The organism is Streptomyces sp. NPDC002324 (genome assembly GCF_053593335.1).
The window spans coordinates 32,605-58,803 of sequence record NZ_JBSFCF010000015.1; the positions used below are offsets into that span (position 1 = coordinate 32,605).

Here is a 26,199-nt window from a genome sequence, read left to right on the forward strand (position 1 = left end):
GTGAGCGGGGGCGCGGCGGCTTCAGGAGTCAGGGGCGGGCCGGGGATCGATCCACAACGACTCGGAGACGGCGCACAGTTCACCGTCGACGGTGGCGAGCGCGACACCCATCGTGTGTTTGCGGCCGGACTCCGACAACAGCCAGGCGTACACGACGTGCCGCTCACCCGCCGCGACCGGCCGCAGAAGCGACCCCGTCAGGGCCGCGGTGACCGCGCCGGAACGCTGGGTGCCGAGGAAGCGCCCCGCCCAGTTCCCCGGGCAGTCCAGGACGCCCCAGACCAGGCGGGGCGGGAGCAGTCCGTCCGGTTCGGCGAAGCTCTGGGGCGGAATGAAGGCGGAGGCCACGAGGTCCCGGCCGGGCACCGGCGCGCAGTGCACACGCAGCCCGCGGTCGGTTGCCCGCAGGCCGCAGCCGAAGCAGTCGACCACCCCCGGCGGCGGCTCGGCCCGGTACCTCTCGGACGAGGCGGCCGCCTCCTCCCAGGAGGGGGCGGCCGGCACGTCGAGCGACAACTCCGCGGGGCGAGCCGCGGCGAGGGGCCGCTCGGCCTCGCCCAGCCGAACGCCTCCCTCCGCCGCTTCCGCGATCGGCTGGGGCACGCCGACCGGCACCGGCCCACGGAAGTCCACCCGTGCCGTCCGCGTCCCCAGCCTGTCCGCCAGCACACCGGCGACGTAGCCGCCGAAGGCCACCCCCGGGTAACCGACGTACAGCTCCGGCACCACGATCGCGTCGGTTCTCGTCATGATCCCCACTTCACCACACGCCGGGGATCACGCTCCGCCGACCGGCCGCACCCGGTGCCGCCCCGGCCTGCTGACGGTGACCTCGTGGAGGTCCGGAGCGTCGTACTAACTCGTCCACTTGTGGGCGACGTCGACCACGATCCGGTCGTCCAACTGGAGCACGCGGAACGGCAGTCGGGCACGAACGCCGAGGCCGACCTGGGTCTGCCCCTCGAAGGTGCCGCCGAAGCGGGTGTCCCGGAAGGTGCTGTAGCCGCTGACGTTGACGCCGGGCAGGCGCTTGCCCACCACGCCCGGGTAGGTCGGCACGCCGGCCTCCAGGTCCCAGCTCCACGCGCCGACACGGATGTCGAGGATCGCCCCGCCACCGACCGGTATGTACTGGCCCGACGGGTCCGCGTACAGCCGGTCCACGTACGCGACGTGGTAGGTGACCTTGCCGCCGCCGGGTACGTCGAACACCATGCGGTCGTAGCACGCGTGCCGTCCGGTCCTGATGTCGCGCAGGTGATCCGCGCCCACCGCGGGGCCGCCCTTGGCGCCGCTGCCCCAGCCCGTCGGGCAGGCCGCCACCGCGCGCGTGCCCTCTGCCCTTGTCTCGGCACCCGCGGTGCCGGCCGCTGTCCCCAGCGTGGTGCCCGCGAGCACGAGTACGGCCACTGCCGCTCCGATACGTCGCATGATGTACCCCTTGATCACGTTTTGCCGTGTAGCTCCTGGTGCCGGATGAGACAGCTGGACGGGCGGGATGGTTGCACGCCCGGCAAAGGAAAAATCGGGGGATCTCTCCCGCGCGCGTCACGGCGAAGCGGAATCAGGGTCCTGTCGCGGGTACGGCCGCTCCCAACAGGGCTTTCGTCGCCGCGTGTCGAGGCATGGTGAAGACCTCGGCGGTGGGGCCGGATTCCACGACGCGGCCCGCCTCCAGGACGGTGACCGTGCTTGTGCGGTCGGCGATGAGGGGCAGGTCGTGGCTGATGAGGACGAGGGTGGTGCCGTTTCGTTCGCGGAGGCCTGCCAGCAGGTCCATGATGGCGCGGCCCGTGTCGGCGTCGAGCGCGGAGGTGACCTCGTCGCAGATCAGGACCTCGGGCTCGGCGGCCAGGGCCCGGGCGATGGCGACCCGCTGCCGCTGTCCGCCGGACAGCTCGTGGGGGTAGCGGCCGGCGAAGGCGGCCGGCAGGCCGACCTGTTCGAGGAGGTGCGCCACTCGCTCGTCGATCCCCGCCGAGGGGCGGCGGCGGTGCAGGCGCAACGGCCGCCCCACGGCGTCGGCGACGCAACGGCTGGGGTTGAGCGCGCCGAGCGGGTTCTGTGTGACGAGTTGCAGTCCGCGCCGCTGTTCGCGGGTACGTCCGCGCAGGCCCGTGCTCAGAGGGGTGCCGGCCAGGTGGATCGTGCCGGCCGTGCCGCGCTGGAGCCCCACGACGGTACGGACCAGCGTGGTCTTGCCCGAGCCGGAGACGCCCACGATGCCGACCGCGGCGCCGGGGGCGACGGTGAGGTCGACGCCGGTGAGCGCGGGCGTTCCGCGGAACGCCACGTGCAGGTTCCGTACTTCGAGGGCCGGCCGGCTCGCGGGGGCCGCGGGGGCGGCGGCGGTACGGGGCGAGGGAGCGGGGGCGGGGTTCAGCGAGCGGGGGCGCGTGCCGAGTTCCACGACGTCGTCCGCGAAGCGCTCGACCACGGCCGGGTCGTGGCAGGACAGGGCGATGGCGAGGTGGTGTTCGCGGGCGAGATGGCGCAGCAACTCGGCTATCTCATCGCGCAGTTCGGGGTGCAGGCCGGCGGTCGGCTCATCCAGGAGGAGGACGTCGGGGCGGCGGGCCAGGGCGCGGGCGAGGGCGACGCGGCGCTGTTGTCCGCCGGAGAGGGCGCCGGGCCGACGGCTGGTCAGGCGGCCGTCGTCCGGGAGGCGGACCTCGGCGAGGAGCGCGGTGACCGCCTCGGGGCCGCGGTCGGCGGCGAGTTCGCGGACCAGGGTGCGTACCCGCATCCGGGGGTTGAGTCCGGAGCCGGGGTCCTGGCCGACGTAGGCGAGGCGGGTGCCGCGCAGGGTGCGCAGTTCCCGGTCGGTGAGGGCGAAGACGTCGTGGCCGAGGACGTCGACTTGGCCGCCGGTGCGGGTGGTGCCCGGCGGGAGGAGGCCGGTGAGGGCGCGCAGCAGGGTGGTCTTGCCGGCGCCGGAGGGACCGGTGAGGGCGACGAGGCGGCCGGGGTGGACGGTCAGGGAGGCGTCGCGCAGCAGGTGCCGGCCGTCGGGTGCGGCCACCGTGAGGCCGGCGACGCTGATCGCCGGGGAGTCGTCACCCGGCGGGGTCTCCCTGTGCGCGTACCGGTCGCGGGTGTGGCTCACAGGACGGTCACCGCCTTCCGGCCGGTCTGGGGGGCGAGGGTGGCGGCCGCGAGGTTGACGCTGAGGGCGAGCAGGCCGATGGCGATGCTGGGGGCGACGACGGCCCAGGGGTTGAGCAGGAGGCCGGAGGAGTTCTCACGGATCATCAACGCCCAGTCGGCGGCTGGTGGTTGGGGGCCGACCTGGAGGAAGCCTGCGGTGGCGACGAGGTAGACGGCGGCGACGAAGCGCAGCCCGAACAGGGCCAGCAGGGTGGCGCGCAGGTTGGGCAGGATCTCGCGGACGACGAGGTACCACAGGCGCTCGCCGCCGGCGGCCGCGGCCTCGACGTATCCGGCCTCGGCGATGGGGGTCGCCGCGCTCGCCGCGAGCCGGACGGCGTAGGGCACGCCGAGGACGACGGCGGCGGCGATGACGGCGAGGCGGCCGCCGTCGGGCCAGGACAGGGTGACGAGGAGGATGCCGAGCACGGCCGGGAGCAGCATCAGGACGTCGGCGGTGCGTTCCACGAGGCGTCCGACGAGGGGGCGTACGGCGCCGACGGCGCCGAGGACCGCCGCCGTGCCGGTGACGAGGAGGGCGACGAGCAGCGAGGAGAGCACGAGGTCGCGGCCGCCGGCGAGCAGGCGGCTGAGGACGTCCCGGCCGAGCTGGTCGCCGCCGAGGAAGGCCGCGGAGTCGGGGGAGGCGTAGGGGGCGGTCACCGGTGCGTCCACGGCGTCGGGGGTGATCCAGGGGCCCACGAGGGCGAGGCCGATGAGCAGCAGGGCGGGGGTGATGCGCAGGGCGGCTTTGACAGTCACCGTCGGACTCCTGTCGCGAGGTCGCGGACCAGGTCGGCCAGGAGCAGGACCGCGGTGATGACGGCGCCGGACAGGGCCGTGACGCCGGCGATGACCGGGCTGTCGCGGTCGCTGACGGCGGAGGCCAGGACGGAGCCGATGCCGGGGTAGTTGAAGATGGTCTCCACGACGACCGCGCCGCCCAGCAGCATGCCGGTGGAGGTGGCCAGGCCCGCGGCGATGGCGGGCAGGGCGCCGGGCAGCACGTGGTGGGTGAGGACGCGGTGGGGCGGCAGTCCGTCGAGGACGGCCGTCTCCACGTGGGGGGCGCGGGCCTCGTCGGCGAGGGCGGCGCGCACGATGCGGATGTTCCAGCCGGCCTGCGGGAGGGTGAGGGCGAGGGCGGGCAGCACGAGCATGGTCCAGTCGGCGGGGGTTCCGTCGGCGCCGGTGAGGGTGACGGCGGGCAGCCAGCCGGTCCACAGGGACAGCACCAGGACCAGGGCGACGGCGACGACGAACTCGGGCAGGGCGAGGACGGCGGTCGCCGTGCCGGAGACGGCCCGGTCGAGACGGCCGCCGGGGCGCAGCGCGGCCCAGCAGCCCAGGGCGAGGGACACGAGCGCGGTGAGCAGCAGGGCGATGCCGCCGAGCAGCAGGGTGTTGGGGAAGGCGCTGGAGAGCAGGTCGGTGACCTTCTCGCCGCGCGCCGAGGTCCCGAGGTCGCCGGTGGGCAGGCCGGTCATCCAGTCGCCGAAGCGTTCGAGCACCGGGCGGTCCAGGCCGAGGAGGGCGCGGCGGGCGGCGAGGTCGGCGGCGCTCTCACCGCGTTCGGAGGTGGCGGTGGCGGCGTCGCCGGGCAGCAGTTCGACGGTGCCGAAGACGAGGGCGAGGAGCACGGCGAGCAGGACCGCGCGTTTCAGCAGGACCGTGCCCACACGGGCCAGGACCAGGACAGGGGTACGCGCCGACCGCCAGCCCGGGGTGACCCGGGAGGCGGCCGGCGCGGTGGTGTCGGAGGTCAACTGGCCAGCCACGCGCCTTCGAGCTGCACCCTTCCGTACCCGGGCAGGGTCGGCAGCCCGCGCACCTTGGCCCCGGCGAGGTCGATACCGTCGGCCATGCCCCACAGCAGGTAGCCGGAGCTGTCGTACTCGATCTTCTGGAGCGACTTCAGCAGTGCGGTGCGCTCGGCCGGGGCGGCGGTGCCGATGGCCTTCTCGTACGCCGTGTCGAAGTCCTCGTCCTTCCAGCCGGCCTCGTTGGTGCCGCTGTCGGACACCATGGTCTTGCTGGCGAAGAAGACGACGGAGTCGTTGGTTCCCCAGTAGGTGGTGTAGAGGTCGCCCTTGAGCCAGGTCTTGTCCCAGAAGGTGGCCGATTCCTGCTTGACGACCTTGATCTTGACGCCGGCCTCGCGGACCTGGCTGGCGAAGAGGGTGGCCGACTCGGCGAGGCCGGAGATGTCCTCGGTGGTGTACAGCTCGTAGGTCTTGGAGGTGTCGAACTTCGCCTCCTTCAGCAGGGCCTTGGCCTTGGTGAGGTCGCGGGTGCGCTGCGGGAGGTCCTTGTCGTAGGCGGGGTCGCCGGTGCCGAGGACGTCGTTGGCGACGGTGCCGTAGCCGGAGAGGACCTGCTTGACCATGGCCTCGCGGTCGACGGCGAGGCGCAGCGCCTCGCGGACCTTGGGGTCGGCGAAGGGGCCGTCGGCGGTGCGCATGACGAGGGGCATCGCCATGTCGTTGGGGCGGCGGACGGCCTGGATGTCCTTGCGGCTCTCGGCGGTACGGGCGGCGACGGCGCCGACGTTGGAGGCGAGGTCGATCTGGCCGGCGAGCAGGGCGCTCGCCATGGCCTGGGGGCTCTCGAAGATCTTGACCTCGATGGCGTCGAGGTGGACCTGGCCGCCGTACCAGTCGTCGTTGCGGACGAGGCGCGCGTTGCCGCCGCGGAACCAGTCCAGCTTGAAGGGGCCGGTGCCGGGTGCCTTGGCGATGTCCTTGTCGGTGGTGCCCTTGGGGACGACGAAGGTGGTGAGGCGGACCAGCAGGGGCAGTTCGGCGTTGGCGTAGTCGGAGACGATGACGACGGTGTCGGTGCCGTCGGCGGTGATGTTCTTCGCCTGGATGCCGGGCAGGCGGGAGGCGCCGGAGGGGGTGGCGCGCAGCCGCTTCAGCGAGAAGACGACGTCCTCGGCGGTGACCGGTGTCCCGTCGTGGAACGTGGCGCCCTTGGCGAGGGTGAACCGCCAGGTCTTCAGGTCCTCGGAGGGCTTCCAGCTCGCGGCGAGCCGGGGCTCGGTGTTGGGCTTGGCGCCGGGGACGGTGAGGGTGTCGTAGAGCAGGCTGATGATGAGGTAGTCGCTCTCGTTGGCCTGGCTGCCGTGCGGGTCGCGGGTGATGGCGCCGGCCCGGCCGAGCGCTCCGACGCGCAGGGTGCCGCCCTTGTGGGGCTTGGCAGCGTCACCGGTGGCGGACGCGGCGGGCTTCTCGTCGTCGCCACCGCAGGCGGTGAGCATGACGCCCGCGCCGATGGCTCCGCCGGCCCAGAGCAGTTGACGTCGCGTCAGGTCCACTTGTCCCTCAATTTCCCGCTGTTGGCTTGATTTGCTTAGCCTTACCTATCTTGTGCGACGGCTATGTGACAAGACCGCCTCATGTGTGATCTTCATCAACTTAGGCAAGCCTTCCCTACTATCCGTCGTCTGGCTATGTTTCCGGAGGTCGACCGGAGCCGCACCTGACCCACGCGGCCCACCTCGGGCGGCCTTCTTCGCCATGCCCGCCGACCGTCTCGCACAGCCCCACCCGTAGCCCCCTGCACCGCGCCCGCACACGCATTCCGCACCGGAACGGACGGACCCCCCATGCCCACGGGTAGCACTCCCGTACGCCTGCTCGACCACGCCTCGGCGGCAGAACTCACCGCCGTCGCCCACGCCCTCCTCGCCGAGTACGACGACGACCCCACCCACCCCGGCCTGCTGGCCCAAGTCCCGGCCGCGGCAGCGTCGTTGAGCGACCCGATCCGCCACGCCTGCCGCCCCGTCGACACCGCGGACGGGCTCTTCGTGCTGCGCGGCCTGCACGTCGACGACGACGCGGTGGGCCCCACCCCCGGCCACTGGTCGACCGCCGGGAACGCCGGAGCCGTGTACGACGTGATCCTGCTCCTGCTGTCGACGGTGATGGGCACCCCCATCGCCTGGGAGGGCCAGCAGGAAGGCCGTTTCGTCCACAACATCGTGCCGAGCCCCGGCCACGAGGTGGAGCAGACCGGCGCCAGCAGCAGCGTGCTGCTCAGCCCGCACACGGAGGACGCCTTCCACCCGGGCCGCGCCCATCTGCTGATCCTCGGCTGCATGCGCAACCACGACTCGGTCGCCACCACGGCCGCCGGCATCAGGAATGTCGAACTGTCCGACTCCGACGTGGAGTTGCTCAGCCGACCCGTGCTGCCGATCCTCCCCGACGACGCCTACGAGGAGGCCCAGGCCTACCAGGGCGACCCGCCGCCCGTGCCCACCCTGTGGCAGTCGGAGGAAGGTCTGACCCTGCGCTTCGACCCGGCGTACACCCCGCTGGACCGGGCCCCCGACGACCACCGCGCGGCCTACGCCCGGCTGGAGGACGAACTCGCCCGGGTCAGCGTGGCCGTGAGCCTCGACCCCGGCGAGGTCCTGGTCGTGGACAACGACCTGGTCGTACACGGCCGGGTCCCCTTCCAGGCCCGGTACGACGGCACGGACCGTTGGCTGAAACGTTCCTCCGTGCGGGCGAAGGGCCGCCGGACCCGGCCGCCCGCCGAGGAGTCGGAGCACGGCTACGGCCAGGCAGCCGTGGAGGCCCACGCATGACCGGCGACGACAGCATCGGAGGAACCGCCATGGCGCCCGACGACACGACCCTGCGCATCCTCAGCACCAGCGACGTGGCCGGCATCGACATCACCCTCGCCGACGTCGTGTCCGTGGTGGAACAGGCGTACCGCACCCTCGCCGACGGAAAGTCCGACAACCCCCACAAGCTCACCGTCAAGCCGCAGGACGGCCACTCGGTGGCGTACGCGATGCTCGGCCGCGACGGCGTACGCGGGGTGGTCGCGGTGAAGACCTCGTACAAGTACGGTCTGCACGAGGACCGCGACAAGCAGCACTACTACACGACGCTGACGCTGTACGACGACGAGACCGGGCTGCCGGTCGCCATGCTGGACTGCGGCCGGGTGGGCGCGCTGCGCACCCCGGCGGTCTCCGCGCTGCTGGCCCGCGAACTGGCCGCGCCCGGCGCCCGCAGCGCCCTGGTCATCGGCACCGGTACCCAGGGGCGCCTCGCCCTGCCGTTCCTGCTGACCACGTTGCCCGACCTGGAGCGGCTGATGCTCTTCGGCACGCACCCGGACGGCATACGGGCGGTGCGCGAGCAGCTGCGCACCCACTTCCCCGACCGTGAGCTGGAGGTCGTCACCGATCTGCGGGCGGCGGCCGGGGACGCGGACATCGTGCTGGCCACCGCCGGCCCGAACACCCCCGCGTCCGTGGACGCCGACTGGCTCAAGCCCGCGGCCCTGTCCGTCCTCATCGGCTACGGCATCGCGCCCTCGACCCTGCACCGCGCCGACCGGGTGATCGCCACCAGCGCCGCGCAGATGCGGGTCACCGGCGTGGACATGGCCGACGCCGACGGGCAACTTCCCGACGTGGACGCCGAGTTTCCCGACGTACTGGCCGGCCGCGCCGAGGGCCGCACCGACGCCGGGCAGCGGATCTTCGCGTACAACAGCGGACTGGTCGTCACCGACATCGCCCTCGGCCACCGGTTCGCCCAACTGGCCCTCGCCCAGGGGCTGGGCACGGCGGTGCCGCTGTGGAAGTGACGGCGGCACTCGCCTCGCACACCACGCCCGAGGTGCGTGCCCTGCTGGGCGACGCGCTGCTGCACGAGCTGAGCCACGGCCTGCGGGGCCCCTACCACGTGCTGTTCCCGGACCGCTTCGACGCCAACGCGACCGCCTTCCGCCAGGCGTTCGCCGAGGCGGGCGTGGACGGCCGGGTGTACTTCGCCAAGAAGGCCAACAAGGCGGCCGTCTACGCCGAGCGGGCCGCCGTGGCCGGGCTGGGCGTGGACGTGGCGAGCCAGGGCGAGCTGCGCGAGGCCCTCGCCGCCGGCGTACGCGGTGAGGACCTGGTGGTGACCGGCCCGGCCAAGGCGGACGACCTGCTGCGCGTGGCCCTGCTCCAGGGCGCCCTCGTCGCGGTCGACGCGCTCGACGAACTGGACCGTCTCCTGTCGCTCGCGGCGGAACTCCGCCGCACCGCACGGGTGCTGCTGCGCAGACTGCCCCCGCAACAGCCGCACAGCCGCTTCGGCCTGGACGACGGCGAGCTGGACTCGGCCCTGCGGCGGTGCGTCACCGGCCCCGTCGACATGGAGGGCTTCAGCTTCCACCTCTCCGGCTACGACACGCGCCAACGCACCGATCTGACAGCCGAGTTGATCCATCTGTGCGCGCGGGCCCGCGGACTCGGGCTGCGCGCCGACCGGATCAGCATCGGCGGCGGCTTCGCCGTCGACTACGTCGCCGCCGACGACTGGCGGCGGTTCGAGGAAAGCCGGCGCCCCGAGCACTTCCACGCGGAGAAGTCCTTCGGGGGTTTCTACCCGTACCACTCCCCCGTCGCCGGCGCCGACGCCCTGCGGACGATCCTGGCGGCCACCCCGACCGGATCGGGCGAGGGCACCAGCCTCGCCGGGCTGCTGCGGGCGGCCGGGATCACCCTGCTCGTCGAACCGGGCCGGGCCCTGCTGGACCAGGCCGGGTTCACGGTGTTCCGGGTCCAGGGCGTCAAGGAACGCGACGGATACGCGCTCCTCACCGTCGACGGCACCAGCCTCAGCCTGTCGGAGCAGTGGTTCGACAGCGAGTTCCTGCCCGACCCGGTGCTGGTGCCGGCCGGCACCGGTCCGGTGGCCGACGCGGGCCCGTACCCGGCCTGCGTCGGGGCCGCGACCTGCCTGGAGTCGGACATGCTGACCTGGCGGAAGATTCCCTTCCCGCTGCGGCCGGCCGCCGGTGACCTGCTCGTGTACCTCAACACGGCGGGCTACCAGATGGACTCCAACGAGTCGCCGTTCCACGACCTCCCGCTGCCCCCGAAGGTCGTCGTCGAACCTTCGGACCCCCGCTACCGCTGGCGCCTCGACCGCCACCCCCACTGACCCGTCAGGAGCCCCCATGGACGACCCCCTGTACCGGCCGCCCGTCGTACGACAGGTCTCCGAACTCATCGGCGCCACCCCGCTGTTCGAGCTGGCCCGCACCGAGAGCGACACCCGGCTGCTGCTGAAGCTGGAGCAGTTCAACCCGACCGGCACCGCCAAGATACGCATGGCCCGGCAGATGGTCGTCGACGCCGAGGAGCGCGGCCTGCTGCGCCCCGGCGGCCGGATCGTCGAGTCGACCTCCGGCAACACCGGGCTCGGCCTCGCCGTCGTGGCCGCCGAGCGCGGCTACACCTTCACCGCCGTCGTCGACCACCACGCCGCCGTCGACAAGCTGCGCGCCATGAAGGCCCTCGGCGCGGAGCTGGTGTACGTCGCCGAAGAGGGCGACGGGGACCTGGCCACCGCCGCCCGCGAGGAGTTCGCCGAGAAGCTGGCCGCCGAGTCCGACAACGCCTACTTCACCGAGCAGCACAACAACATGGCCAACGGCGTGGGCTACCACCCGGTGGCCCGGGAACTCCACGCCGCGCTGGACGGCCGTATCGACATCCTCATCGGCGCGGTGGGCACCGGCGGCGGACTGTTCGGGACCGGGGGCCCGCTGCGGGAGACCGTGCCCGCGCTGCGGATCGTCGGCGTGGAACCGAAGGGCTCGATCGCGTTCGGACCGCCCGCGCACGACTACCACCAGTCGGGCACCGGGACACCCGAAGGCGCCACGATCGGGGCGATGGTCGACTACTCCCTGCTGGACGAGGGTGTGAAGGTCGGCGACGTCGAGGCGTTCGCCACCGCGCGGGCCGTCGCCCGGCGCACCGGACTGCTCCTGGGCGGCTCGGCCGGCGGAGTCGTGCACGCGGCCCTGACCCGGCTGTCCGCGCTGCCGCCCGGCACCACTATGGTCGCGTTGATCAACGACGGCGGGGAAAAGTACATGGACACCGTCTTCGACGACGACTGGATGGCCGCCCGTGATCTCCTCTCCCCCCAGGTGGAGCGCGAGATCGACGAGTTGCTGATCAAACTCCGCCGCACCGCAGCACCCGAGCCCCCGCAGGAAACGACCTGATGCCACCCGCCCTGACCCGCCTCCTCACCGACAGCCGCGCCCTGGCGACCCTCGCCGTACCGCTCGCGCTCACCCAGCTCGCCCAGGTCGCGCTCACCACCACCGACACGATCATGATGGGCCTGCTGGGTACCGAGGCCCTGGCCGCCGGCGGCCTCGCCCTGGTCATCTTCAACCAGCTGCGGACCATGGGGGTCGGCCTGGTCACCGCCGTCGGCAACCAGGTCGCCGCGGCGGACGCCCGTGCCGAGGCCCGGGACACGGAGACGGACGGTGCCGGGGCGGACGACGCCGGGACGCGGGCAGCGCACGAGGAGGTCCGGGACCTGGTCCGGGCGAGCCTGCTGCTCTCCACGCTCGCGGGTCTCGCCGGAGCGCTGCTGATGGTGGGGATCGGGCACGCCGTGGTGTTCCTCGGCCAGGACCCGGACGTCGTCGACGCGGCGAAACCCGTCCTGTACGCGCTGGCACCCGGGCTGCTGCCCTGCCTGTGGTTCCAGGCCATCCGGCAGTTCACCGTCGGTATGCGCCGCCCGCAGGCGCTGCTGCGCATCACCATCGCCTCGATCGCCGTCAACGCCGGCCTCAACTGGGTCTTCATCCACGGCAGCTGGGGCCTGCCGAAACTGGGCCTGCCGGGCATCGGGCTCGCCACGACCTCCGTGTACGCGCTGTCGTTCCTGGCTCTGTACCTCTCCGCCCGGCGCGATCCCCGACTGGCGCCGGTGCTGTCGCTGAGCATCTGGAAAACCCGCCCGGCCACCCTGCGCCGCCTGACCGGGCTGGGCGCGCCGATCGCCGCCACCTACGGATCCGAGGCGGGCTTCTTCTCCGTCGTCGCCCTGCTGGTCGGCAGTTTCGGCACGGCCGCGCTGGCCGCGCACACCGCCGTCAACCAGCTCGTCTACATCGTCTTCCAGATCGCCGTCGGCCTCTCCCACGCCGCGTCGCTCGGCGTCAGCCGTGAACTCGCCCTCGGCAACACGGCGGCCGCCCAGCGGCTGAAGTCCACGGCGTTGGCGTGTGCCGCCGCCGTCATGGCGGTCGTGGCACTCCTGTACGTCGCCGTGCCGGGCCTGGTGCTGGCCCCGTTCTTCGAGGGCGAGAGCCGCACGGCCACCGATCTCGCCACGAGCCTCCTGCTGATCGCCGCGGTGATGCAGTTCTTCGACTGCGCCCAGAACATAGGCGTCGGTCTCCTGCGCGGCCTCGACGACACCAAGGGCGGCTTCCGCATCACCCTGGTCGGCTACTGGCTCGTCGGCCTGCCCGCCGCCCTGCTCCTCGGCTTCACCACCGGCTGGGACACCACAGGCATCTGGCTCGGCCTCCTCGCCGGCCTCGCCACCACGGCGCTGCTCCTCCTGCGCCGCTTCAACCGAGGTGTACGACGGCGCGACACGACCGCGGCCCTCGCGACTCCCTGACGGGGGCGCGGGCTCAGCGCCCCGCCCCCCACGCGACGTAGCCCTTGAGGCTGTTCAGCTTCTGGTACGGGCCGGGAGACCGGGGAATCTCGTAGCGCCAGTCCCCGCCGGCCCCGCCCTGCCACTCCATGGTGACGGTGGCGGCCTGGATGAGGGCTCCCCCGGGCTGCCGGTACGCCAGGGAGATGACGGCCCGTCGGTCGGAGTAGCTGTCGAACCGGAACCCGGCCAGTTGCAGCATCTCTCCGGCCGCGGGCGTGGGAGGCCCGCCGGCCTCCGCCTCCCTCGTGGTGCGCGCGCGGACGTAGCCGTCGCGCCCGTCGCCGAAGGTCTGCTCCTCGACCACGGTCTTCCATCGCGTCGACAGCGGGTAGCGGACCCCGATCTGGGCGGCGGCGAGAAGCGCGCCGGAGGAGTCGTGCGCGTAGCAGCGTGCGATGTCCCCCGCCGTCCTCTTCGGCCCCAGGGTGGCGGAGGCGGGGACGGCGACACCGTGGAACATCTGCCAGGAGACCCCCGCCGGCGCTGAGGCCGGACCCGACCTACGGCCGGAGGCGCGGGTGCTCGGGCAGCCCCCTCCCCTTCCGGAGGTGGCCTTCCCGGCAGCGGACGTCGTGGCCGACACCGCCGGTCCGTCCGTCGCGGGCGGCTTGTTCGCCGCGGGCGACGAGGTCTGACAGCCGGCGGCCACCACCACGGCGAGCGTGGCCGGCACGGACCACGCCAAGCCGCGGATGCGGTGTCGTACGAGGGGCACGGTCGTCATGTCTCCGGTGTCGGGTGTTCAGCTGATGCTCCGATTCTCGCCCAGGTCGTACGGCGGCGACGATCGGCACCATACGGCGTCGGACCGGCCGACAGCCTGTCTCAGCTCGCGCGCGCCGCGTGGTGACATCGCCCGCATCACGGTGGCGAGCAGAGCACGGGCTTCGAGGGGATCACCGCAGCAGTCCCAGTCCTCGTTGCCCGATTCGTGGTCGGCCCAGTGCTGCCGCTCGGGGCGCTGGACGTAGTCCCTCCACAGACGTACGGCCGCGCCGACGTCCCCTGGCCGCAGATAGTTGCGCGTACGTTCGAGAAGCAGGATCTCGGCCCGCGTACGCGAGGACAGGCCGTCGATGTCCGGCCTCGCTTGCGTCGTCCGGTGACGGGGAATGCCGGCCCGGACACGTCCTGGCCGTCTACGCGGCATGGACCTTTCGGTTCGTCGTCATGCCGCACATGGTGCCACGATCTCGACGGGTGCCGAACGGGTTTTTGCGGCTCCGGATGCCTGCCATGCCGTTCTACGCCGACTCCGGGCTGGTCCCCCTGCCGAGGTGGTCCGCGTGCGGGGGTCAGCTGCCGCGGCGGCCGGAACCTGCCTCGGTGCGTCCGGCGCCTGCCTCGGTGCGTCCGGAGCCTGTGCCGGTGAGGACGCGGATCTCCATCTCCGAGTAGTCCGCTCCCCCTCCTCCTCGTCGTCGGCGGTCGAGTACCGAGCCGGTCCAGGCGAGCAGGAATCCCACGGGGATGGAGAGGAGACCGGGGTTGCGCAAGGGGAACACGGCGAAGTCGGCATCGGGCAGCAGGGCGGTCGAGTTGCCCGAGACCGCCGGGGACAGTGCCGTCAGCACTACGGCGACCAGCAGGCCGCCGTACATGCTCCAGACCGCTCCCTGTGTCGTGAAGCCCTTCCACCACAGGTTGCAGAGCAGTGCCGGCAGGATCGCGGATGCCGCGATGGCGAAGGCGAGGCTGACCAGGAAGGCGATGTTGAGATGCTGGGCGAGCATGGACAGGGCGATCGCCGCCACGCCGATCAGTCCGACGCCCCATCTCGCCACGGTGAGTTCGCTCTTCTCCGATGCTCTGCCCCGCATGATCGTCGCACCGTAGACGTCGTGGGCCAGGGCCGCCGCCGCGGTGAGGGTGAGCGCGGCGACGACGGCCACGATCGTGACGAACGCGACGCAGGCGACCACGGTGAGCAGGGCCGGCCCGCCGAGGCGCTCGGCCAGCAGGAGCACGGCGGTATTACCGGAGGCGGCGTCACCCGCGATGGTCCGCGAGCCGATCAACGCAGCCGAGCCCAGGCCCGTCACCACCTCGAACAGGGTGAAGACGATGACCAGGCAGGCTGCCCACCCGGCCGACCTGCGGGCTCTGCGTCCGCTGGACACCGTGCCGATACGCATCAGGACGTGCGGCAGGGCCGCCGCACCCAGCACGAACGCCAGCTGCAGGCTGAGCGAGTCCGTCTTGCTGGTGCGGTCGTGGAAGCGGATGCCGGGTTCCAGGAAGGCGTCACCGAAGCCGCTCCCAAGGACGGCGGCGTCCAGCAGACGGGCCGGGCTCCAGCCGAACTCCGACATCACCGCCAGGACGACGAACAGGCCTGTGGCGAGCAGGACCACGGCTTTGACGCCCTGGACCAGGGTCGCGGCGCGCATGCCGCCGATCACGACGTAGAGGACCATCAGAAGACCGAGGCCGGCCACGACGATCCGCTGGGCGCCGTCTCCGTCGATCCCCAGGACGGTGGCCGCGAGTGCTCCGGCGCCGACGAGTTGGGCGGTGAGGTACAGCAGACAGACGACCACGCTCGTGACACCGGCCGCCAGGTGCGCCGGCCGGGCGTGCAGCCGTAGGGCGAGGGAGTCGCCGATGGTGAAGCGCGCGGTGCTGTGGTAAGGCTCGGCGACCAGCAGCACCAGGACGGACCAGGCGACCATGGGTGCCAGTATGTAGGCGATCCCGTCGTAACCGGTGAGCGCGATCAGACCAGGGTTGCCCAGCATGCCTGCCGCGGACATGTAACTGCCGAAGATGGCCAGCCCGTTGACGGCAGACGGCAGCCGCCGCTGACCGAGATAGAAGCCGCTCAGTTCGTCCTTCTCTGGGAGGATCGACCCGATCGACAGGAGCAGCGTACAGACGACGCAGAGGCCGAAGACGGCGAGAAGCGGAAAGGCTCCGCCGGAGTCGGAGAGCGCGGAGTCGGAGAGCGCGAGGACGGGGTTCACCGGTGGCTCTCCAGGTGCGGGAAGGACGCGCGGTGACGCTTGACGAGGGGCTCCAGGCGCCTTCCCGCATAGCGTGCGTACCACAGGACCGCCCAGCCGGTGAACACCACTTGAGCCAGGACCAGGGTGAGCCCGATGTTGAGGGGCCCCGCCCAGGTGATCGCCATGACACCTGGTGCCTCGTTGGCCAGGACCACTCCTGCCATCTGGGCGACGACGACCGCGGCGGCGACCCGCGCCGGGCGACGGCGTGCGGCGCGCAGTTCACGCAGCGCGGTGGTCTGTCGGGGACCGGGGTACGGCGGTGGGGCCGCGTGACGGGACGAGGACGCCGAGGGTGTGTGGGGCGCCGTGGAGGAGGCCGTGGCCGGTTCTTCCCAGGCCGCCCACGCGGAAGGCTCGTCGTCGGCGAGGCGGCCGTCGTCCAGGGCCAGGTGTTGGGCCATGTCGAGGGCCCAGGATCTTCGGCCGGCCCGGACGTCGTACTCGGAGGCGTCGGCTCCGAGTGTGGACTGCCGGTACAGCTGCGCGAGTTCGGCCGGCCGGCCACCGGTGGCCGCCTGGGCACGGGTGACAGCCTGCCGCAACTCAGCGGCGGAGTAGTGCTGTTCGTGGTCGAGCGCACTGAGATAGAGCGCGGCAGCCGCGGGAGGGTCTTGATCGGAAAAGAGATCGCGGGAATCCATCAGTCGTCCTCGGCGGGAAGTGATACGGATGGGGAGAGCGCGTAGGACGAAGGCTTGTGGCCATACGGCTCCTCCCGACTCGCAGTCGAGGAACCGCCGTCAACGACGAAGACACTCGGCAGGGAATGACACCGAAACGGACCGGGCATGCCCCGGAACCGTGCACACGGTTCGCCGGCCGAGCCGTCCCGGGCCCCACCGCCGTCCTCGCTTCGTCGGCCCCTACCGTGCCGCAGTGATCATTGGGCCGACAAGTCGGGAACGGCAACGATATGAGGTACTTGCGTGCCTTGCGTTCACCCACGCCCGCCCCCACCGCGGTTGCCCGCTGGAAACGGAACCCGCCGCGCGGGAAGTCAGTCCTCCAAGCGGACCGGCATCAGAAGCGAGAAGGCGTGCTCGCCGTCGGGCCGGCGGATCGCGAGCGGCGCGGTGGGCGCGCCCAGCTCCAGGATCAGCTCGTCCCGGGCCCCGGCGGTGAGCGCGTGCAGCAGGAACTCGCGGTTGACGGCCACGTCGGCCTGGTCGTCGTCACTGTCGTCGCAGACGATCACGGTCCCGTTGTCCGCCACCCGGAGCACGCTCAGGTCGCACGGTTCGCCGTCCTGCCCACGTGTCTCGCCCTCGCGGACCGGGCCGGTCTCCAGGGCGTGGCGGAAGGCCGCCGTCTCGACGTGGGCCCGGCGACCGGCCGGGAGGTGGACGAGGCGACGGTAGTCGGGGAACTCGCCACCGAGGCTCTGCCCGGCCGCCTGCCGGTCCCCGGTCTCGAGCCTCACACGGTCACCGTCCACGATGATCTGGGCGGGCTCCTCGCCGGTCAACAGCGCCCGCATCGCGTCGGCGAGCGGAAGAGGCACAACCACCTGCGTGCGAGGCCCGCCGTGCCCGGCCGTACGTGCTTGCGCCACCGCCATGCGGTAGCGATCGGTGGCCACGAGGTGGAGCAGTTCTCCCTCGATGTCGAACAGGATCCCGCCGAGCATCGGCAGCTCCGCGTCGGTACCGGCGGCGAAACGGACCGCGTCCAGCGCGGCGGCCACCTCCGGCGCGGGCACGGAGAAGCGGGCGGTGGCGGTGTGAAGCGAGGTCATGGGGGCTGTCTCCCTGTGGTCGAGTAGAGCTCGGAGCGTGGAGAACTCGCTGCGGGCATCGGACAGCCCCAGCTCGAGACGGCGCAGGTGCGCCTGAAGGAGACCGCGCACCAGTTCCGTGTCGGCGCCGTTCCAGCCGGCCAGGACGAGCCGGATGTCGGCCAGCGGCATGCCCGCCCGACGCAACCGGGCCAGCAGCCGGGCCTCTTCGAGCTGCTCAGGTTCGTACCAGCGGTAACCGCTCACCGGGTCCACCCAGGCCGGGGCCAGTACTCCGGCACGGTCGTAGAACCGCAGGGCACTCACCCCGAGCCCACTGTCCCGGGACATTTCTCCGATGCTGTGCATCTCGCTCTCCACACCCGGGACTCTGGTGCCTCGACCATGTCGAGGGTCAACCTCGGCCCCGCCCCCTTTCTCGATCAGGTGGGACAGTCGGCGAGCGTGGTGGCCGTGCCCCAACGGATCATGAGATAGCCCGACCCGCCGATCTCCGCCACGGCGTAGCGCGTGTACGGCCAGCCGGAGCCCGCGTTCTGCCTCTGGTTCACCAGGGCACGGCACGCCTCACCCTCGGCCATGCCGGCCCACGTCTCGACCTGCCCTTGGTTCCACATCAGGTAGTCCGACCACACGTACATGGCCGAGTTCGCGGGGTCGAAGCCCACCATGATCTCTTTGTGGCCGAGGACCTGACCGGTGCCGAGCGTCGTGCGCATCTCGTTGCTGCGCTCGATGATTTTCTTGGCGGCACGGTCCGCGACCCGGATCTCGTCGCTGTCGGTACTGGGGACCATCGCCGCCCCGAGGCCGTTCTCGTCCGGCTCCCACTCCGCTTCCGCCTCGGTGCCGTCGTTCTTCGCCGTGCCGTCCTCGGCGGCCGATCGACACCGTTCGTCGGCGACGAAGTCCTCCTGCCACGTCACCTGCGGGTCGCGGCCCGCCTCCTCCCGCACGGTGACGTAGGTGCGATACGGCAGATCCGGGTGGACGTCGAGCACCACATCGCGCAACGAGAGGCACATCGCTCTGGCGATCTCGGTCTCCGCGATCAACGTGCCATGCTGGTCGGTGTCCAGGCTGTAGGAGAAGTAGACCTCCCGGCGTGACTCATGGAACGTCACGCTCCCCGGAGAGAGTCGGACGTCACTCATCTCCCCGGACAGCACACTTTGGTCGTGCAGTACGGACCTGGCCACGTCGTGTTCACCCTGCCCCTGAGCCGTACGGGCTTCCGCCCAGCTCACCGCACTCGCCGCGCCGTCGCTCACGACTTTGCCCCGCTCCGCCGCGGTACCCGCCTTGCCGGTGTTCACCGCCTGCGGCCCGGACTCGGCGGGCGCGGAGGGCGAGGCCGACGCCACGCGCTTCCCGCCGTCGGTGGTGTCGGGCATCAGGGCCGTCACTCCGCCGACCAGGCCGCCGATCACCGCCGCCGCCACGACCACGGCGCCCACCCGTCGCTTCGCCGACCGGCCCGGCGGCACCTGCCATGACGGGTCGTCTGCGGCCGGCATCTCCCACAGCGGGGTGACCATGTCCCCGGCCTGGGTCGGCAGCGCGTCGACGCCCACGATCTGGGTTGCCTGGGAAGCCAGCAACGCGCCGCACAGCCGGGCCACTTCGGTGGCCGGCGGACGGTCTCCCGGTTCCTTCGACAGCGCCTTCTCCAGAATCCGGCGCAGGGAGGCGGCGACGCCGTCCAGGTCCGGTTCCCCCGACATCACGCGGAAGGCGACCACGTCGGGTGCACCGACGCCGAAGGGCAGCCTTCCGGTCGCCGCGTAGGCCACGAGCGCTCCCCACGCGAACACGTCGCCCGCCGGGCCGGCGGTGCCCTGCCGGTACTGTTCGGGGCTGATCCAGCCCGGCGTCCCGGTCATGACTCCGGTCCGGGTGACATTGGTGCCGTCAAGGGCGTGCGCGATACCGAAGTCGAGAACGCGGGGGCCGGCGGGCGTGAGAATGACGTTCTGAGGCTTCACGTCGCGGTGCACCACGCCGACGGCATGGATGGCGGCCAGTGCCTGCGCGGTGGCCGCCGCGAGAGCGTACAAGCTCCCTTCGGCGAGCGGCCCACGCTCGTGCACGTGCTGGTCCAGGGTCGGACCGGGGACGTAGGCGGTGGCCAGCCACGGGGTTGTCGCGTCGGTGTCGGCGGCGAGCAACGGAATCAGATACGGGCCGGTGACGCGGGAGGACAGTGCCACCTCGCGTGCGAAGCGGGCCCTGAACTCCGGCTCCTGCGCCTGCTCGGGATGGATGACCTTGACCGCCACGCGCGTTCCGTCGGGGGTGACTCCGGCGTGGACCGTGCCCATGCCGCCCGCGCCGAGACGGCCGACGATGCGGTAGGGGCCTATGCGGGAGGGATCGCCGGGACGGGCCGGTTGGACTCTTCCGCCGGAGCCGATTGCGCTCACGAGTACGTCCTTGCGCTGAGGGGCGGCCTGGAACAGGCCGACTGGAAATGACGGATCGACAGAGTGGCGTGCGGGCGGGGCAGTCGGGCGCGTCGGTCGAGGGCCTTGTCCCGGCCCGGTTCTCCGGTGCCGTGCAGCGGTGCGCGGGCCGTCGTGTCCGGGCGGTGCGCGGGCCGTCGTGTCCGGGCGGTGCGCGGGCCGTCGTGTCCGGGCGGTGCGCGGGCCGTCGTGTCCGGGCGGTGCGCGGCCGAGCGCGCTCGGCCGGGAACGCGTCGTGCAGAGAAGTCGTCTCACCGCTCTTCTCATCGGCCACTGTGCATCCCCCGTATCCTGCGTGTGCTGCGACAGCCGGCTTCGTTTCGCGTCACCGCAGCCGCAACGGCGTTCGACCCGTGCCCTCATGGCGCTCTGCTGGAAGACCGCAGGCCGGTGGGCGGAGGAGGTGTCGGGTGGGCGCGGCGGCGGCTCCGCGAGCCCCAGCCGCAGCGCCACCGGCCACCCCGACGCGCGCCCGCATCAGCGGCCGCTGCCGCTTCGGACTTTCCTCCGGGCCCGGCCGGCCGCGCCCGATGTCGCCACTCATCGCATCATCATCCCCGATTTCGTACCCCGCCACAGTGTGAACAGCGCGAATACACAGGCCGGTTGAAGGCGCGTCGCGACTCGAAGTCGGACCCCCTTCGAACAACGCCCAGTTGTCCATCTGAACGATCGTCGTATTCGAAGAAGGAGGTCCTGGGCGGCCAGGACGGAACGTGAGTGGCAGCCCTCGGCGCCGGGACGGACCGGAACGCCGCGCATCCGAGGGCCGCACCTGCCGCCTATGACGTGTGGGCGGCTGGTGTTCTTCACGCCGGCCCACTACTCGTCGGGGTCGCCTGCGCAGGCGGACGTGGTCGTCGGGAGGGTCGGCGCGAAGACGCCGGACGCCGGACGCCGAAGCCACCGGTCAGGAGCTTCGGGCCCGGCGGCGCACTCTTCCCGTTCGCCCGCGACGAAATCGGCCCCCTGTCACGCCTCCTGCAGCGCCGGTGCGGGGCGTTCTCCCGAGCCACGGACGATGAGGCGGGTGGGGACCGTGATGGTGCGGGCGCGGGTGCGGTCGCCGTCGAGGCGGGCCAGGGCGGTGGTCGCGGCGGTTCTGCCGATCTCCTCGGGGTTCTGCGCGACGACGGTCAGGGCCGGTTCGAGGGCGTCCGCGAGGGCCACGTCGTCGAAGGCGACGACCGCCACGTCCTTGCGGCCGGTGCGGGCGAGTTCGGTCACTATCCCCAGCGCGACGATGTTGTTGCCTGCGAACAGGGCGGTGGGCGGATCGGCCAAACCCAGGAGCTGGGACGTGGCGACGGAGGCACCGCGCTGGTCGTGGGCGTTGGTGATCAGGGAGCGGTCGGCGGGGAGGCCGGCTTCCTGCAGGGCCGAGCGGTAGCCGGCCAGGCGCTCGCGGCGGGTGTAGAGCTTGGTGGGGAGGTCGCCGATGAAGCCGATGCGGCGGTGGCCGTGGGCGATCAGGTGGGCGACGCCGTGGTGGGCGCCCGTGCGGTTGCTGCTGACGACGTGATCCGTGGCGAGGGCCGCTCCGGGGCGGTCGAGGAAGACGACGGGCAGCCCGGCGGCGCGATGGGACTTGAGGTGGGAGTGGTCGGCGCCTACGGACGGCACGACCATCAGGATGCTGATGCGCCGGGCGAGGAACTTGTCCGTCAGGGCGCGTTCACGGTCGGGGTCGTCGGCGGAGGACCCCATGAGCAGGGTCAGGCCCCGGTCGCGGACGGTGTCCTCGATGCTGCTGGCCACGGCTCCGAAGAAGGGGTTGCCGAGGTCGGGGATGACCAGTCCGACGGTGGTGTCGGGTCCGCCGACACGGATGTTGCGGGCCATGAGGTTCGGCTGGAAGCCCAGCTTGGCCACGGCGGCCATCACCTGTTCGCGGGTCTGGGCGGAGGCGGGTCCGTCCTCGTTGAGGACGCGGGAGACGGTCTTGGCGCTGACGCCCACTTCACGGGCGACATCGGCCAGGGTGGGGCGGCGGTTCGCTGCCATGGTGGAACGGTCTCCCTGCGCTCGTCGGTTCCGGCCGCGGCCTTCGGCCGGAACCTGTGAGTGACTCGAATTCGTGGCGTCAGTCGGCCTGGACGCCCGCGGCCTTCGCCGCCGCGGAATCCGCTACGACAGTATCCCCGGCCTCGTCGACGGTGAGCGCACCGGTCATGATGGCGACGACTTCGGCCATGGAGTAGTCGGAGGGCTTGATCACGGCGGCCCGCCGGCCCAGCCGATGCACGTGGATGCGGTCGGCGATCTCGAAGACGTGCGGCATGTTGTGGCTGATGAGGACGACCGGCAGACCCCTGTCCCGGACCCGGCGGATGAGGTCGAGGACCTGGCCGGACTCCTTGACGCCGAGGGCGGCGGTGGGTTCGTCCATGACGACGACACTGCGCGCCCAGGCGACGGAACGGGCGACCGCGACGGCCTGCCGCTGTCCGCCGGACAGGGTCTCGACCGACTGGGTCAGTGAGCGCAGGCCGATCTTCAGGTCGGCCATGTGTTCGGCAGCCTCGTCGCGCATGCGCTTCTTGTCGAGCATGCGGAAGACACTGCCGAGGACACCGGGCCGGCGCAGTTCGCGGCCGAGGAACATGTTGGAGGCGATGTCCATGGAGGCGGCCACGGCCAGGTCCTGATAGACCGTCTCGATGCCGTGGGCGCGGGCGCTCTGCGGTCCGGAGAAGGTGATGGGCTCGCCGTTGAGGCGTATCTCGCCCGCGTCGGGGGTCACCGCGCCGGTGAGAGCCTTGATCAGGCTGGTCTTGCCGGCTCCGTTGTCGCCGATGACGGCGAGGACCTCGCCGGGCAGCAGATCGAAGTCGGCGCCGTCGATGGCGGTGACATGTCCGTAGCGCTTGACCAGGCCGCGGGCCTGCAGAACGGGCGTGACGGTGCTGGTGGCGGTCATCGTGCCTTCTTCCGGGAGATCTGGTCGACGGTCACCGCGAGGATCACCAGGACGCCGGTGATCAGGGTCTGGTAGATGGAGGCGACGCCCATCAGCTGCAGACCGTTGCGGAAGACACCGACGATGAGGACGCCGATGAAGGTGCCCAGCACCGAGCCGCGGCCGCCGAAGAGGCTCGTGCCGCCGAGGACCACGGCGGTGATGCTGTCGAGGTTGTCGGTCTGCCCGGCCTGCGGGTCGCCGACGCCGGTGCGGGAGATGAGCAGCAGGGCGGCGATGCCGTAGAGGATGCCGGCGACGGTGTAGACGCCGATGGTGAGCCGGCCCGTGCGGATGCCGTTCAGGCGCGCGGCCTCCGGGCTGTTGCCCAGGGCGTAGACGTGGCGGCCCCAGCCCGTGTTGCTCAGGGTGTAGGCGAGCAGGAGGAACAGGGCGATCGTGACCAGGGACCCGTAGGTGATGTCGGTCCTGCCGAGCGGGAAGGTCTGCCCGAGGGCCGTCAGCGGGCCCGGCAGGTTGGTGACCGTCTGCTCCTCGGAGTAGATGTGGGTCAGCGCGAAGGCCACGTTGAGCATGCCGAGGGTGACGATGAACGGCGGCAGCGGGATCTTCTGCACCAGCAGCCCGTTCAGCAGCCCGAAGCCTCCGCAGACGACCAGCCCCAGGGCGATGGCGGCGAGTGGGGGCAGGGAGCCCTCCGCGGCCATCTTGGCGATCATGATGCTGCCGAACGCCATCACCGCCCCGCACGACAGGTCGATGCCCGCCGTGAGGATGATCAGGGTCTGCCCGATGGCGAGGGTGCCGACGACCATGACCTGCTGCACGATCAGCGAGAAGTTGCCGCCGGTGAGGAACTGGTCGGACGAGAGGGAGAAGAAGGCGCAGGCCAGGAGCAGGGCGACCAGGGGGCCGGTGGTCGGTGCCGTGAGCAGCCGGCGGGCCGGGTTCGGTGCTTTGAGCTCGGCGTACGGCGAGGACGTGCCCGGGGGTGTGGTCGTGGCAGTCATGCGAAGTCCTTGTCGGAAGACAGAGGTCGTCGCCCGCGCTGATCGAGGAGATCGGCGGACAGGAGGACGGGCGGGCGGCCGTCCCGGTCAGGGGAGGGGACGGCCGCCCCGCTGAAGGGTGAGGCGGAGTCGTACGGCCTCAGGGGGCTGCTCAGCCCCAGCAGTTCTCCAGGCCGTAGGCGGTGTCCTTGGACGTGACCCCGTCCTGCGCCTTGTCGGTGATAAGGGTGACGCCCGTGTCGGTGTAACCGGACGCCTTCTTGCCGTCCTTGGCGAATGTGACGACGGCCTTGACGCCCTCGGCGGCCATCTTCAGCGGGTACTGCTGCGAGGTGGCGGCGATCTTGCCGTCCTTGACGGCCTGGGTGCCGGTGCAGCCGCCGTCGACGGAGACGATCAGGACGTCCTTCTCGCGGCCCTTGGCCTTGAGCGCGGTGTAGGCGCCCAGCGCGGCCGGCTCGTTGATCGTGTAGACGACGTTGATGTCCGGCTCCTTCTGGAGGCAGTTCTCCATCGCCGTCTGGCCCTTGGCCTGGTCGCCGCCGGTGTCCTGGGCACAGGCGACGTCCTTGTCGGTCGCGCCGAAGCCCTTGAGGAAGCCGTTGTGGCGCTGGACGCCGACCGAGACACCCGGCGCGAGGTCGAGGGCGGCTATCTTCGCGGTCTTGCCCTTCATCGCGGCCTTGGCGTACTCGCCGATCAGCTCGCCCGCCTTGAGGTTGTCGGTGGCGAACAGGGCGTCGACGGCGCTCTCGGGCTCGGTGGGGGTGTCCAGGGCGATGACGAGGACGCCCTTGGCCTTGGCCTTCTCGATGGCGGGCACGATGGCCTTGGAGTCGCTCGGGGTGATCAGGATGCCCTTCACGCCGGCGGCGACCATGTTCTCGATGGCGGTGACCTGACCGGCGTTGTCGCCGTCGAACTTGCCGGCCGCCGTCATCAGCTTGACGCCCTCGGCGTCCGCGGCCTTCTCGGCGCCCTCCTTCATCTTCACGAAGAACGGGTTGGTGTCGGTCTTGGTGATCAGACCGACCTTGACCTCGCCCGAACCCGAGCCCGAGCCGGTGGAGGTCGAGCCCGAGCCGGATCCACAGGCCGTCAGCGTGAGAGCGGCGACGCCCGCGACAGCGGCGGTTCTGACGAGGGAGGAGGACAGGCGAGTGGTGCGAGACATGTTCGACTCCTGTGGGATAGCGGGCGGCACGGGATCAGGTTCGGTGCGTACCGTCCGGGGTGTCATCGTTGACTTATGTCATCGTTGACACTGCCTGGCGAGGATGATGGACTCCGTCTCCCGGAAACGTCAATGCCCTGCACTCGTCACAAATCGGCAACGCAGGCGCCCGCCGCCCCCACGCAGCCGTCCGGCAGCGGCCGGGACCCGTCCGGTAGGCCCGTTCGTCCGTCAGAGAAGAGCAGCTCATGAGCCCGCGTCAGATCACCGTCCTGGGAGAGTGCGTCGCGGACGCCTTCGCCGAACCCTCCAGCGCCTCGAACGAACTCGCTCTGCGCGTCCTGCCGGGCGGCGGACCCGCGAACACGGCGGTGGCCCTGGCCCGGCTGGGGACCCCGGCCCGCTTCCTGGCCCGGCTGTCCGGCGACGTGTTCGGCCGCCTGTTCCGTGCCCACCTGGAGGCGTCCGGGGTGGATCTGTCGAGTGCCGTCGAGGCCGCCGAGCCCAGCACCCTGGCCGTGGCGGAACTGGATTCCCGGGGACAGGCCACGTTCTCCTTCCACGCGCAGAACACGGCCGACTGGCAGTGGACGGCCGCGGAGCTGGCCCGGGTGGACCTGTCCGGCACCGCCTGCCTGCACACCGGTTCGCTGGCCCTGGTCCGGGAACCCGGCGCGGCGGCGGTGGAGGACTTCCTGGCGGCGGCCGCCCCCGGCGCGACCATCAGCATCGACCCGAACGTCCGCCCCCTGCTGGTGGACCCCGAGGTGTACCGCGCCCGGCTGGCACACTGGTGCGCCCTGGCCGATGTGCTCCGGCTGAGCGAGGACGACCTGGAACTGCTGCTGCCGGGCACCCCGCCGGAGCAGGCGTGCGACATCTGGCACGCGGCCGGGGCCCGGCTCGTGGTGATCACGCGCGGCGCGGACGGCGTACTGGCCTCGCTCGACGGCGAGCGCGTGCGGGTGTCCGCCGTGCGGACGCCGGTCGCCGACACGGTCGGGGCGGGCGACTCCTTCACCGCCGGACTGCTGCACCACCTCGGCGCCCGCGGCCTCCTCGGCGGCCGGCTCACCGGACTCCGCCCCGACGACGTCGCGGAGGCGTGCCGCTTCGCCGTCCGGGTCGCGGCCCTGACCTGCTCGGTCGTCGGCCCCAACCCGCCGTGGGAGAGCCAGTTGGCCCAGCTCACCGCAGCCGACCACGCCTGAGCGACGGACTGTCGTACAAGACGGCGGCA

22 protein-coding genes are annotated in these 26,199 nt (G+C 71.8%); 6 read left to right on the forward strand and 16 right to left on the reverse strand.

What is annotated here, in order from left to right; genetic code table 11:
• Nucleotides 1-21: 21 nt before the first annotated feature.
• The 6 genes from ACWCRJ_RS20710 to ACWCRJ_RS20735 form a co-directional block, all read right to left on the reverse strand.
• A complete protein-coding gene (locus tag ACWCRJ_RS20710; protein WP_450940630.1) occupies nt 22-750 on the reverse strand; it encodes a hypothetical protein in 729 nt (242 codons plus the stop codon).
• 105 nt (nt 751-855) lie between these two features.
• Nucleotides 856-1,431 (reverse strand): AMIN-like domain-containing (lipo)protein, encoded by a 576-nt coding sequence (locus ACWCRJ_RS20715; RefSeq protein WP_450940631.1) that lies wholly within the window; start codon nt 1,429-1,431, stop codon nt 856-858.
• A 133-nt stretch (nt 1,432-1,564) separates the two neighbouring features.
• Nucleotides 1,565-3,106, reverse strand: coding sequence for an ABC transporter ATP-binding protein (locus tag ACWCRJ_RS20720; protein ID WP_450940632.1), 1,542 nt, complete (start codon nt 3,104-3,106; stop codon nt 1,565-1,567).
• Complete coding sequence (locus ACWCRJ_RS20725; RefSeq protein WP_450940633.1) at nt 3,103-3,909, reverse strand: ABC transporter permease; 807 nt, start codon at nt 3,907-3,909, stop codon at nt 3,103-3,105. Before ACWCRJ_RS20725 ends, ACWCRJ_RS20720 begins: the two co-directional genes overlap by 4 nt.
• Entirely contained in the window at nt 3,906-4,925 is a 1,020-nt protein-coding gene (locus ACWCRJ_RS20730) for an ABC transporter permease (protein WP_450940634.1), read from the reverse strand. Before ACWCRJ_RS20730 ends, ACWCRJ_RS20725 begins: the two co-directional genes overlap by 4 nt.
• Entirely contained in the window at nt 4,910-6,463 is a 1,554-nt protein-coding gene (locus ACWCRJ_RS20735) for an ABC transporter substrate-binding protein (protein ID WP_450940635.1), read from the reverse strand. Before ACWCRJ_RS20735 ends, ACWCRJ_RS20730 begins: the two co-directional genes overlap by 16 nt.
• 291 nt (nt 6,464-6,754) lie before the next feature.
• Here ACWCRJ_RS20735 and ACWCRJ_RS20740 point away from each other — a divergent pair, with 291 nt between their 5' ends.
• The 5 genes from ACWCRJ_RS20740 to ACWCRJ_RS20760 are packed head-to-tail and all read left to right on the forward strand — an operon-like array spanning nt 6,755 to nt 12,608.
• Nucleotides 6,755-7,744, forward strand: coding sequence for a TauD/TfdA family dioxygenase (locus ACWCRJ_RS20740; RefSeq protein ID WP_450940636.1), 990 nt, complete (start codon nt 6,755-6,757; stop codon nt 7,742-7,744).
• Nucleotides 7,741-8,763, forward strand: coding sequence for an ornithine cyclodeaminase family protein (locus ACWCRJ_RS20745; protein WP_450940637.1), 1,023 nt, complete (start codon nt 7,741-7,743; stop codon nt 8,761-8,763). The genes ACWCRJ_RS20740 and ACWCRJ_RS20745 overlap by 4 nt, the downstream gene beginning before the upstream one ends.
• Nucleotides 8,760-10,106 carry an alanine racemase gene (locus tag ACWCRJ_RS20750; protein WP_450940638.1) on the forward strand — a complete coding sequence of 449 codons (1,347 nt, stop codon included), beginning with the start codon at nt 8,760-8,762 and terminating at the stop codon, nt 10,104-10,106. The genes ACWCRJ_RS20745 and ACWCRJ_RS20750 overlap by 4 nt, the downstream gene beginning before the upstream one ends.
• Nucleotides 10,107-10,122: 16 nt before the next feature.
• A complete protein-coding gene (locus ACWCRJ_RS20755; protein ID WP_450940639.1) occupies nt 10,123-11,181 on the forward strand; it encodes a cysteine synthase family protein in 1,059 nt (352 codons plus the stop codon).
• On the forward strand, nt 11,181-12,608 hold the full coding sequence (locus ACWCRJ_RS20760; protein ID WP_450940640.1) for an MATE family efflux transporter: 1,428 nt from the start codon (nt 11,181-11,183) through the stop codon (nt 12,606-12,608). The genes ACWCRJ_RS20755 and ACWCRJ_RS20760 overlap by 1 nt, the downstream gene beginning before the upstream one ends.
• Nucleotides 12,609-12,621: 13 nt before the next feature.
• On the opposite strand, the gene ACWCRJ_RS20765 is transcribed toward ACWCRJ_RS20760, so the two are convergent.
• From ACWCRJ_RS20765 to ACWCRJ_RS20810, 10 genes are all read right to left on the reverse strand, one after another.
• Nucleotides 12,622-13,374 carry a hypothetical protein gene (locus ACWCRJ_RS20765; protein ID WP_450940641.1) on the reverse strand — a complete coding sequence of 251 codons (753 nt, stop codon included), beginning with the start codon at nt 13,372-13,374 and terminating at the stop codon, nt 12,622-12,624.
• 18 nt (nt 13,375-13,392) lie between these two features.
• Nucleotides 13,393-13,800, reverse strand: coding sequence for a hypothetical protein (locus ACWCRJ_RS20770; RefSeq protein ID WP_450940642.1), 408 nt, complete (start codon nt 13,798-13,800; stop codon nt 13,393-13,395).
• Between the two features lie 145 nt (nt 13,801-13,945).
• On the reverse strand, nt 13,946-15,613 hold the full coding sequence (locus ACWCRJ_RS20775) for a solute symporter family protein (protein WP_450940643.1): 1,668 nt from the start codon (nt 15,611-15,613) through the stop codon (nt 13,946-13,948).
• On the reverse strand, nt 15,610-16,299 hold the full coding sequence (locus ACWCRJ_RS20780; protein WP_450940644.1) for a DUF485 domain-containing protein: 690 nt from the start codon (nt 16,297-16,299) through the stop codon (nt 15,610-15,612). The genes ACWCRJ_RS20775 and ACWCRJ_RS20780 overlap by 4 nt, the downstream gene beginning before the upstream one ends.
• A gap of 356 nt (nt 16,300-16,655) precedes the next feature.
• Nucleotides 16,656-17,741: a DNA polymerase III subunit beta family protein gene (locus ACWCRJ_RS20785; protein WP_450940645.1), complete on the reverse strand. Its 1,086-nt coding sequence runs from the start codon at nt 17,739-17,741 to the stop codon at nt 16,656-16,658.
• 74 nt (nt 17,742-17,815) lie between these two features.
• On the reverse strand, nt 17,816-19,816 hold the full coding sequence (locus ACWCRJ_RS20790) for a serine/threonine protein kinase (RefSeq protein WP_450940646.1): 2,001 nt from the start codon (nt 19,814-19,816) through the stop codon (nt 17,816-17,818).
• A 1,011-nt stretch (nt 19,817-20,827) separates the two neighbouring features.
• Entirely contained in the window at nt 20,828-21,859 is a 1,032-nt protein-coding gene (locus tag ACWCRJ_RS20795; RefSeq protein WP_450940647.1) for a LacI family DNA-binding transcriptional regulator, read from the reverse strand.
• Between the two features lie 79 nt (nt 21,860-21,938).
• Entirely contained in the window at nt 21,939-22,775 is an 837-nt protein-coding gene (locus ACWCRJ_RS20800) for an ATP-binding cassette domain-containing protein (RefSeq protein ID WP_046916474.1), read from the reverse strand.
• The gene (locus tag ACWCRJ_RS20805; protein ID WP_046916475.1) at nt 22,772-23,785 is read right to left on the reverse strand and encodes an ABC transporter permease; all 1,014 of its coding nucleotides are present in this window, start codon (nt 23,783-23,785) and stop codon (nt 22,772-22,774) included. Before ACWCRJ_RS20805 ends, ACWCRJ_RS20800 begins: the two co-directional genes overlap by 4 nt.
• Before the next feature lie 151 nt (nt 23,786-23,936).
• A complete protein-coding gene (locus tag ACWCRJ_RS20810; RefSeq protein ID WP_450940648.1) occupies nt 23,937-24,959 on the reverse strand; it encodes a substrate-binding domain-containing protein in 1,023 nt (340 codons plus the stop codon).
• 248 nt (nt 24,960-25,207) lie between these two features.
• Here ACWCRJ_RS20810 and ACWCRJ_RS20815 point away from each other — a divergent pair, with 248 nt between their 5' ends.
• Nucleotides 25,208-26,170: a carbohydrate kinase family protein gene (locus ACWCRJ_RS20815; RefSeq protein WP_450940649.1), complete on the forward strand. Its 963-nt coding sequence runs from the start codon at nt 25,208-25,210 to the stop codon at nt 26,168-26,170.
• Nucleotides 26,171-26,199: the final 29 nt, after the last annotated feature.

Bases quoted from the DNA above. Each gene is read 5' to 3' on its own strand.
- ACWCRJ_RS20710 (WP_450940630.1), bottom strand. From the start codon at position 750: ATGACGAGAACCGACGCGATCGTGGTGCCGGAGCTGTACGTCGGTTAC.
- ACWCRJ_RS20715 (WP_450940631.1), bottom strand. From the start codon at position 1,431: ATGCGACGTATCGGAGCGGCAGTGGCCGTACTCGTGCTCGCGGGCACC.
- ACWCRJ_RS20740 (WP_450940636.1), top strand. From the start codon at position 6,755: ATGCCCACGGGTAGCACTCCCGTACGCCTGCTCGACCACGCCTCGGCG.
- ACWCRJ_RS20745 (WP_450940637.1), top strand. From the start codon at position 7,741: ATGACCGGCGACGACAGCATCGGAGGAACCGCCATGGCGCCCGACGAC.
- ACWCRJ_RS20755 (WP_450940639.1), top strand. From the start codon at position 10,123: ATGGACGACCCCCTGTACCGGCCGCCCGTCGTACGACAGGTCTCCGAA.
- ACWCRJ_RS20760 (WP_450940640.1), top strand. From the start codon at position 11,181: ATGCCACCCGCCCTGACCCGCCTCCTCACCGACAGCCGCGCCCTGGCG.
- ACWCRJ_RS20765 (WP_450940641.1), bottom strand. From the start codon at position 13,374: ATGACGACCGTGCCCCTCGTACGACACCGCATCCGCGGCTTGGCGTGG.
- ACWCRJ_RS20770 (WP_450940642.1), bottom strand. From the start codon at position 13,800: ATGCCGCGTAGACGGCCAGGACGTGTCCGGGCCGGCATTCCCCGTCAC.
- ACWCRJ_RS20780 (WP_450940644.1), bottom strand. From the start codon at position 16,299: ATGGATTCCCGCGATCTCTTTTCCGATCAAGACCCTCCCGCGGCTGCC.
- ACWCRJ_RS20785 (WP_450940645.1), bottom strand. From the start codon at position 17,741: ATGCACAGCATCGGAGAAATGTCCCGGGACAGTGGGCTCGGGGTGAGT.
- ACWCRJ_RS20795 (WP_450940647.1), bottom strand. From the start codon at position 21,859: ATGGCAGCGAACCGCCGCCCCACCCTGGCCGATGTCGCCCGTGAAGTG.
- ACWCRJ_RS20800 (WP_046916474.1), bottom strand. From the start codon at position 22,775: ATGACCGCCACCAGCACCGTCACGCCCGTTCTGCAGGCCCGCGGCCTG.
- ACWCRJ_RS20805 (WP_046916475.1), bottom strand. From the start codon at position 23,785: ATGACTGCCACGACCACACCCCCGGGCACGTCCTCGCCGTACGCCGAG.
- ACWCRJ_RS20810 (WP_450940648.1), bottom strand. From the start codon at position 24,959: ATGTCTCGCACCACTCGCCTGTCCTCCTCCCTCGTCAGAACCGCCGCT.
- ACWCRJ_RS20815 (WP_450940649.1), top strand. From the start codon at position 25,208: ATGAGCCCGCGTCAGATCACCGTCCTGGGAGAGTGCGTCGCGGACGCC.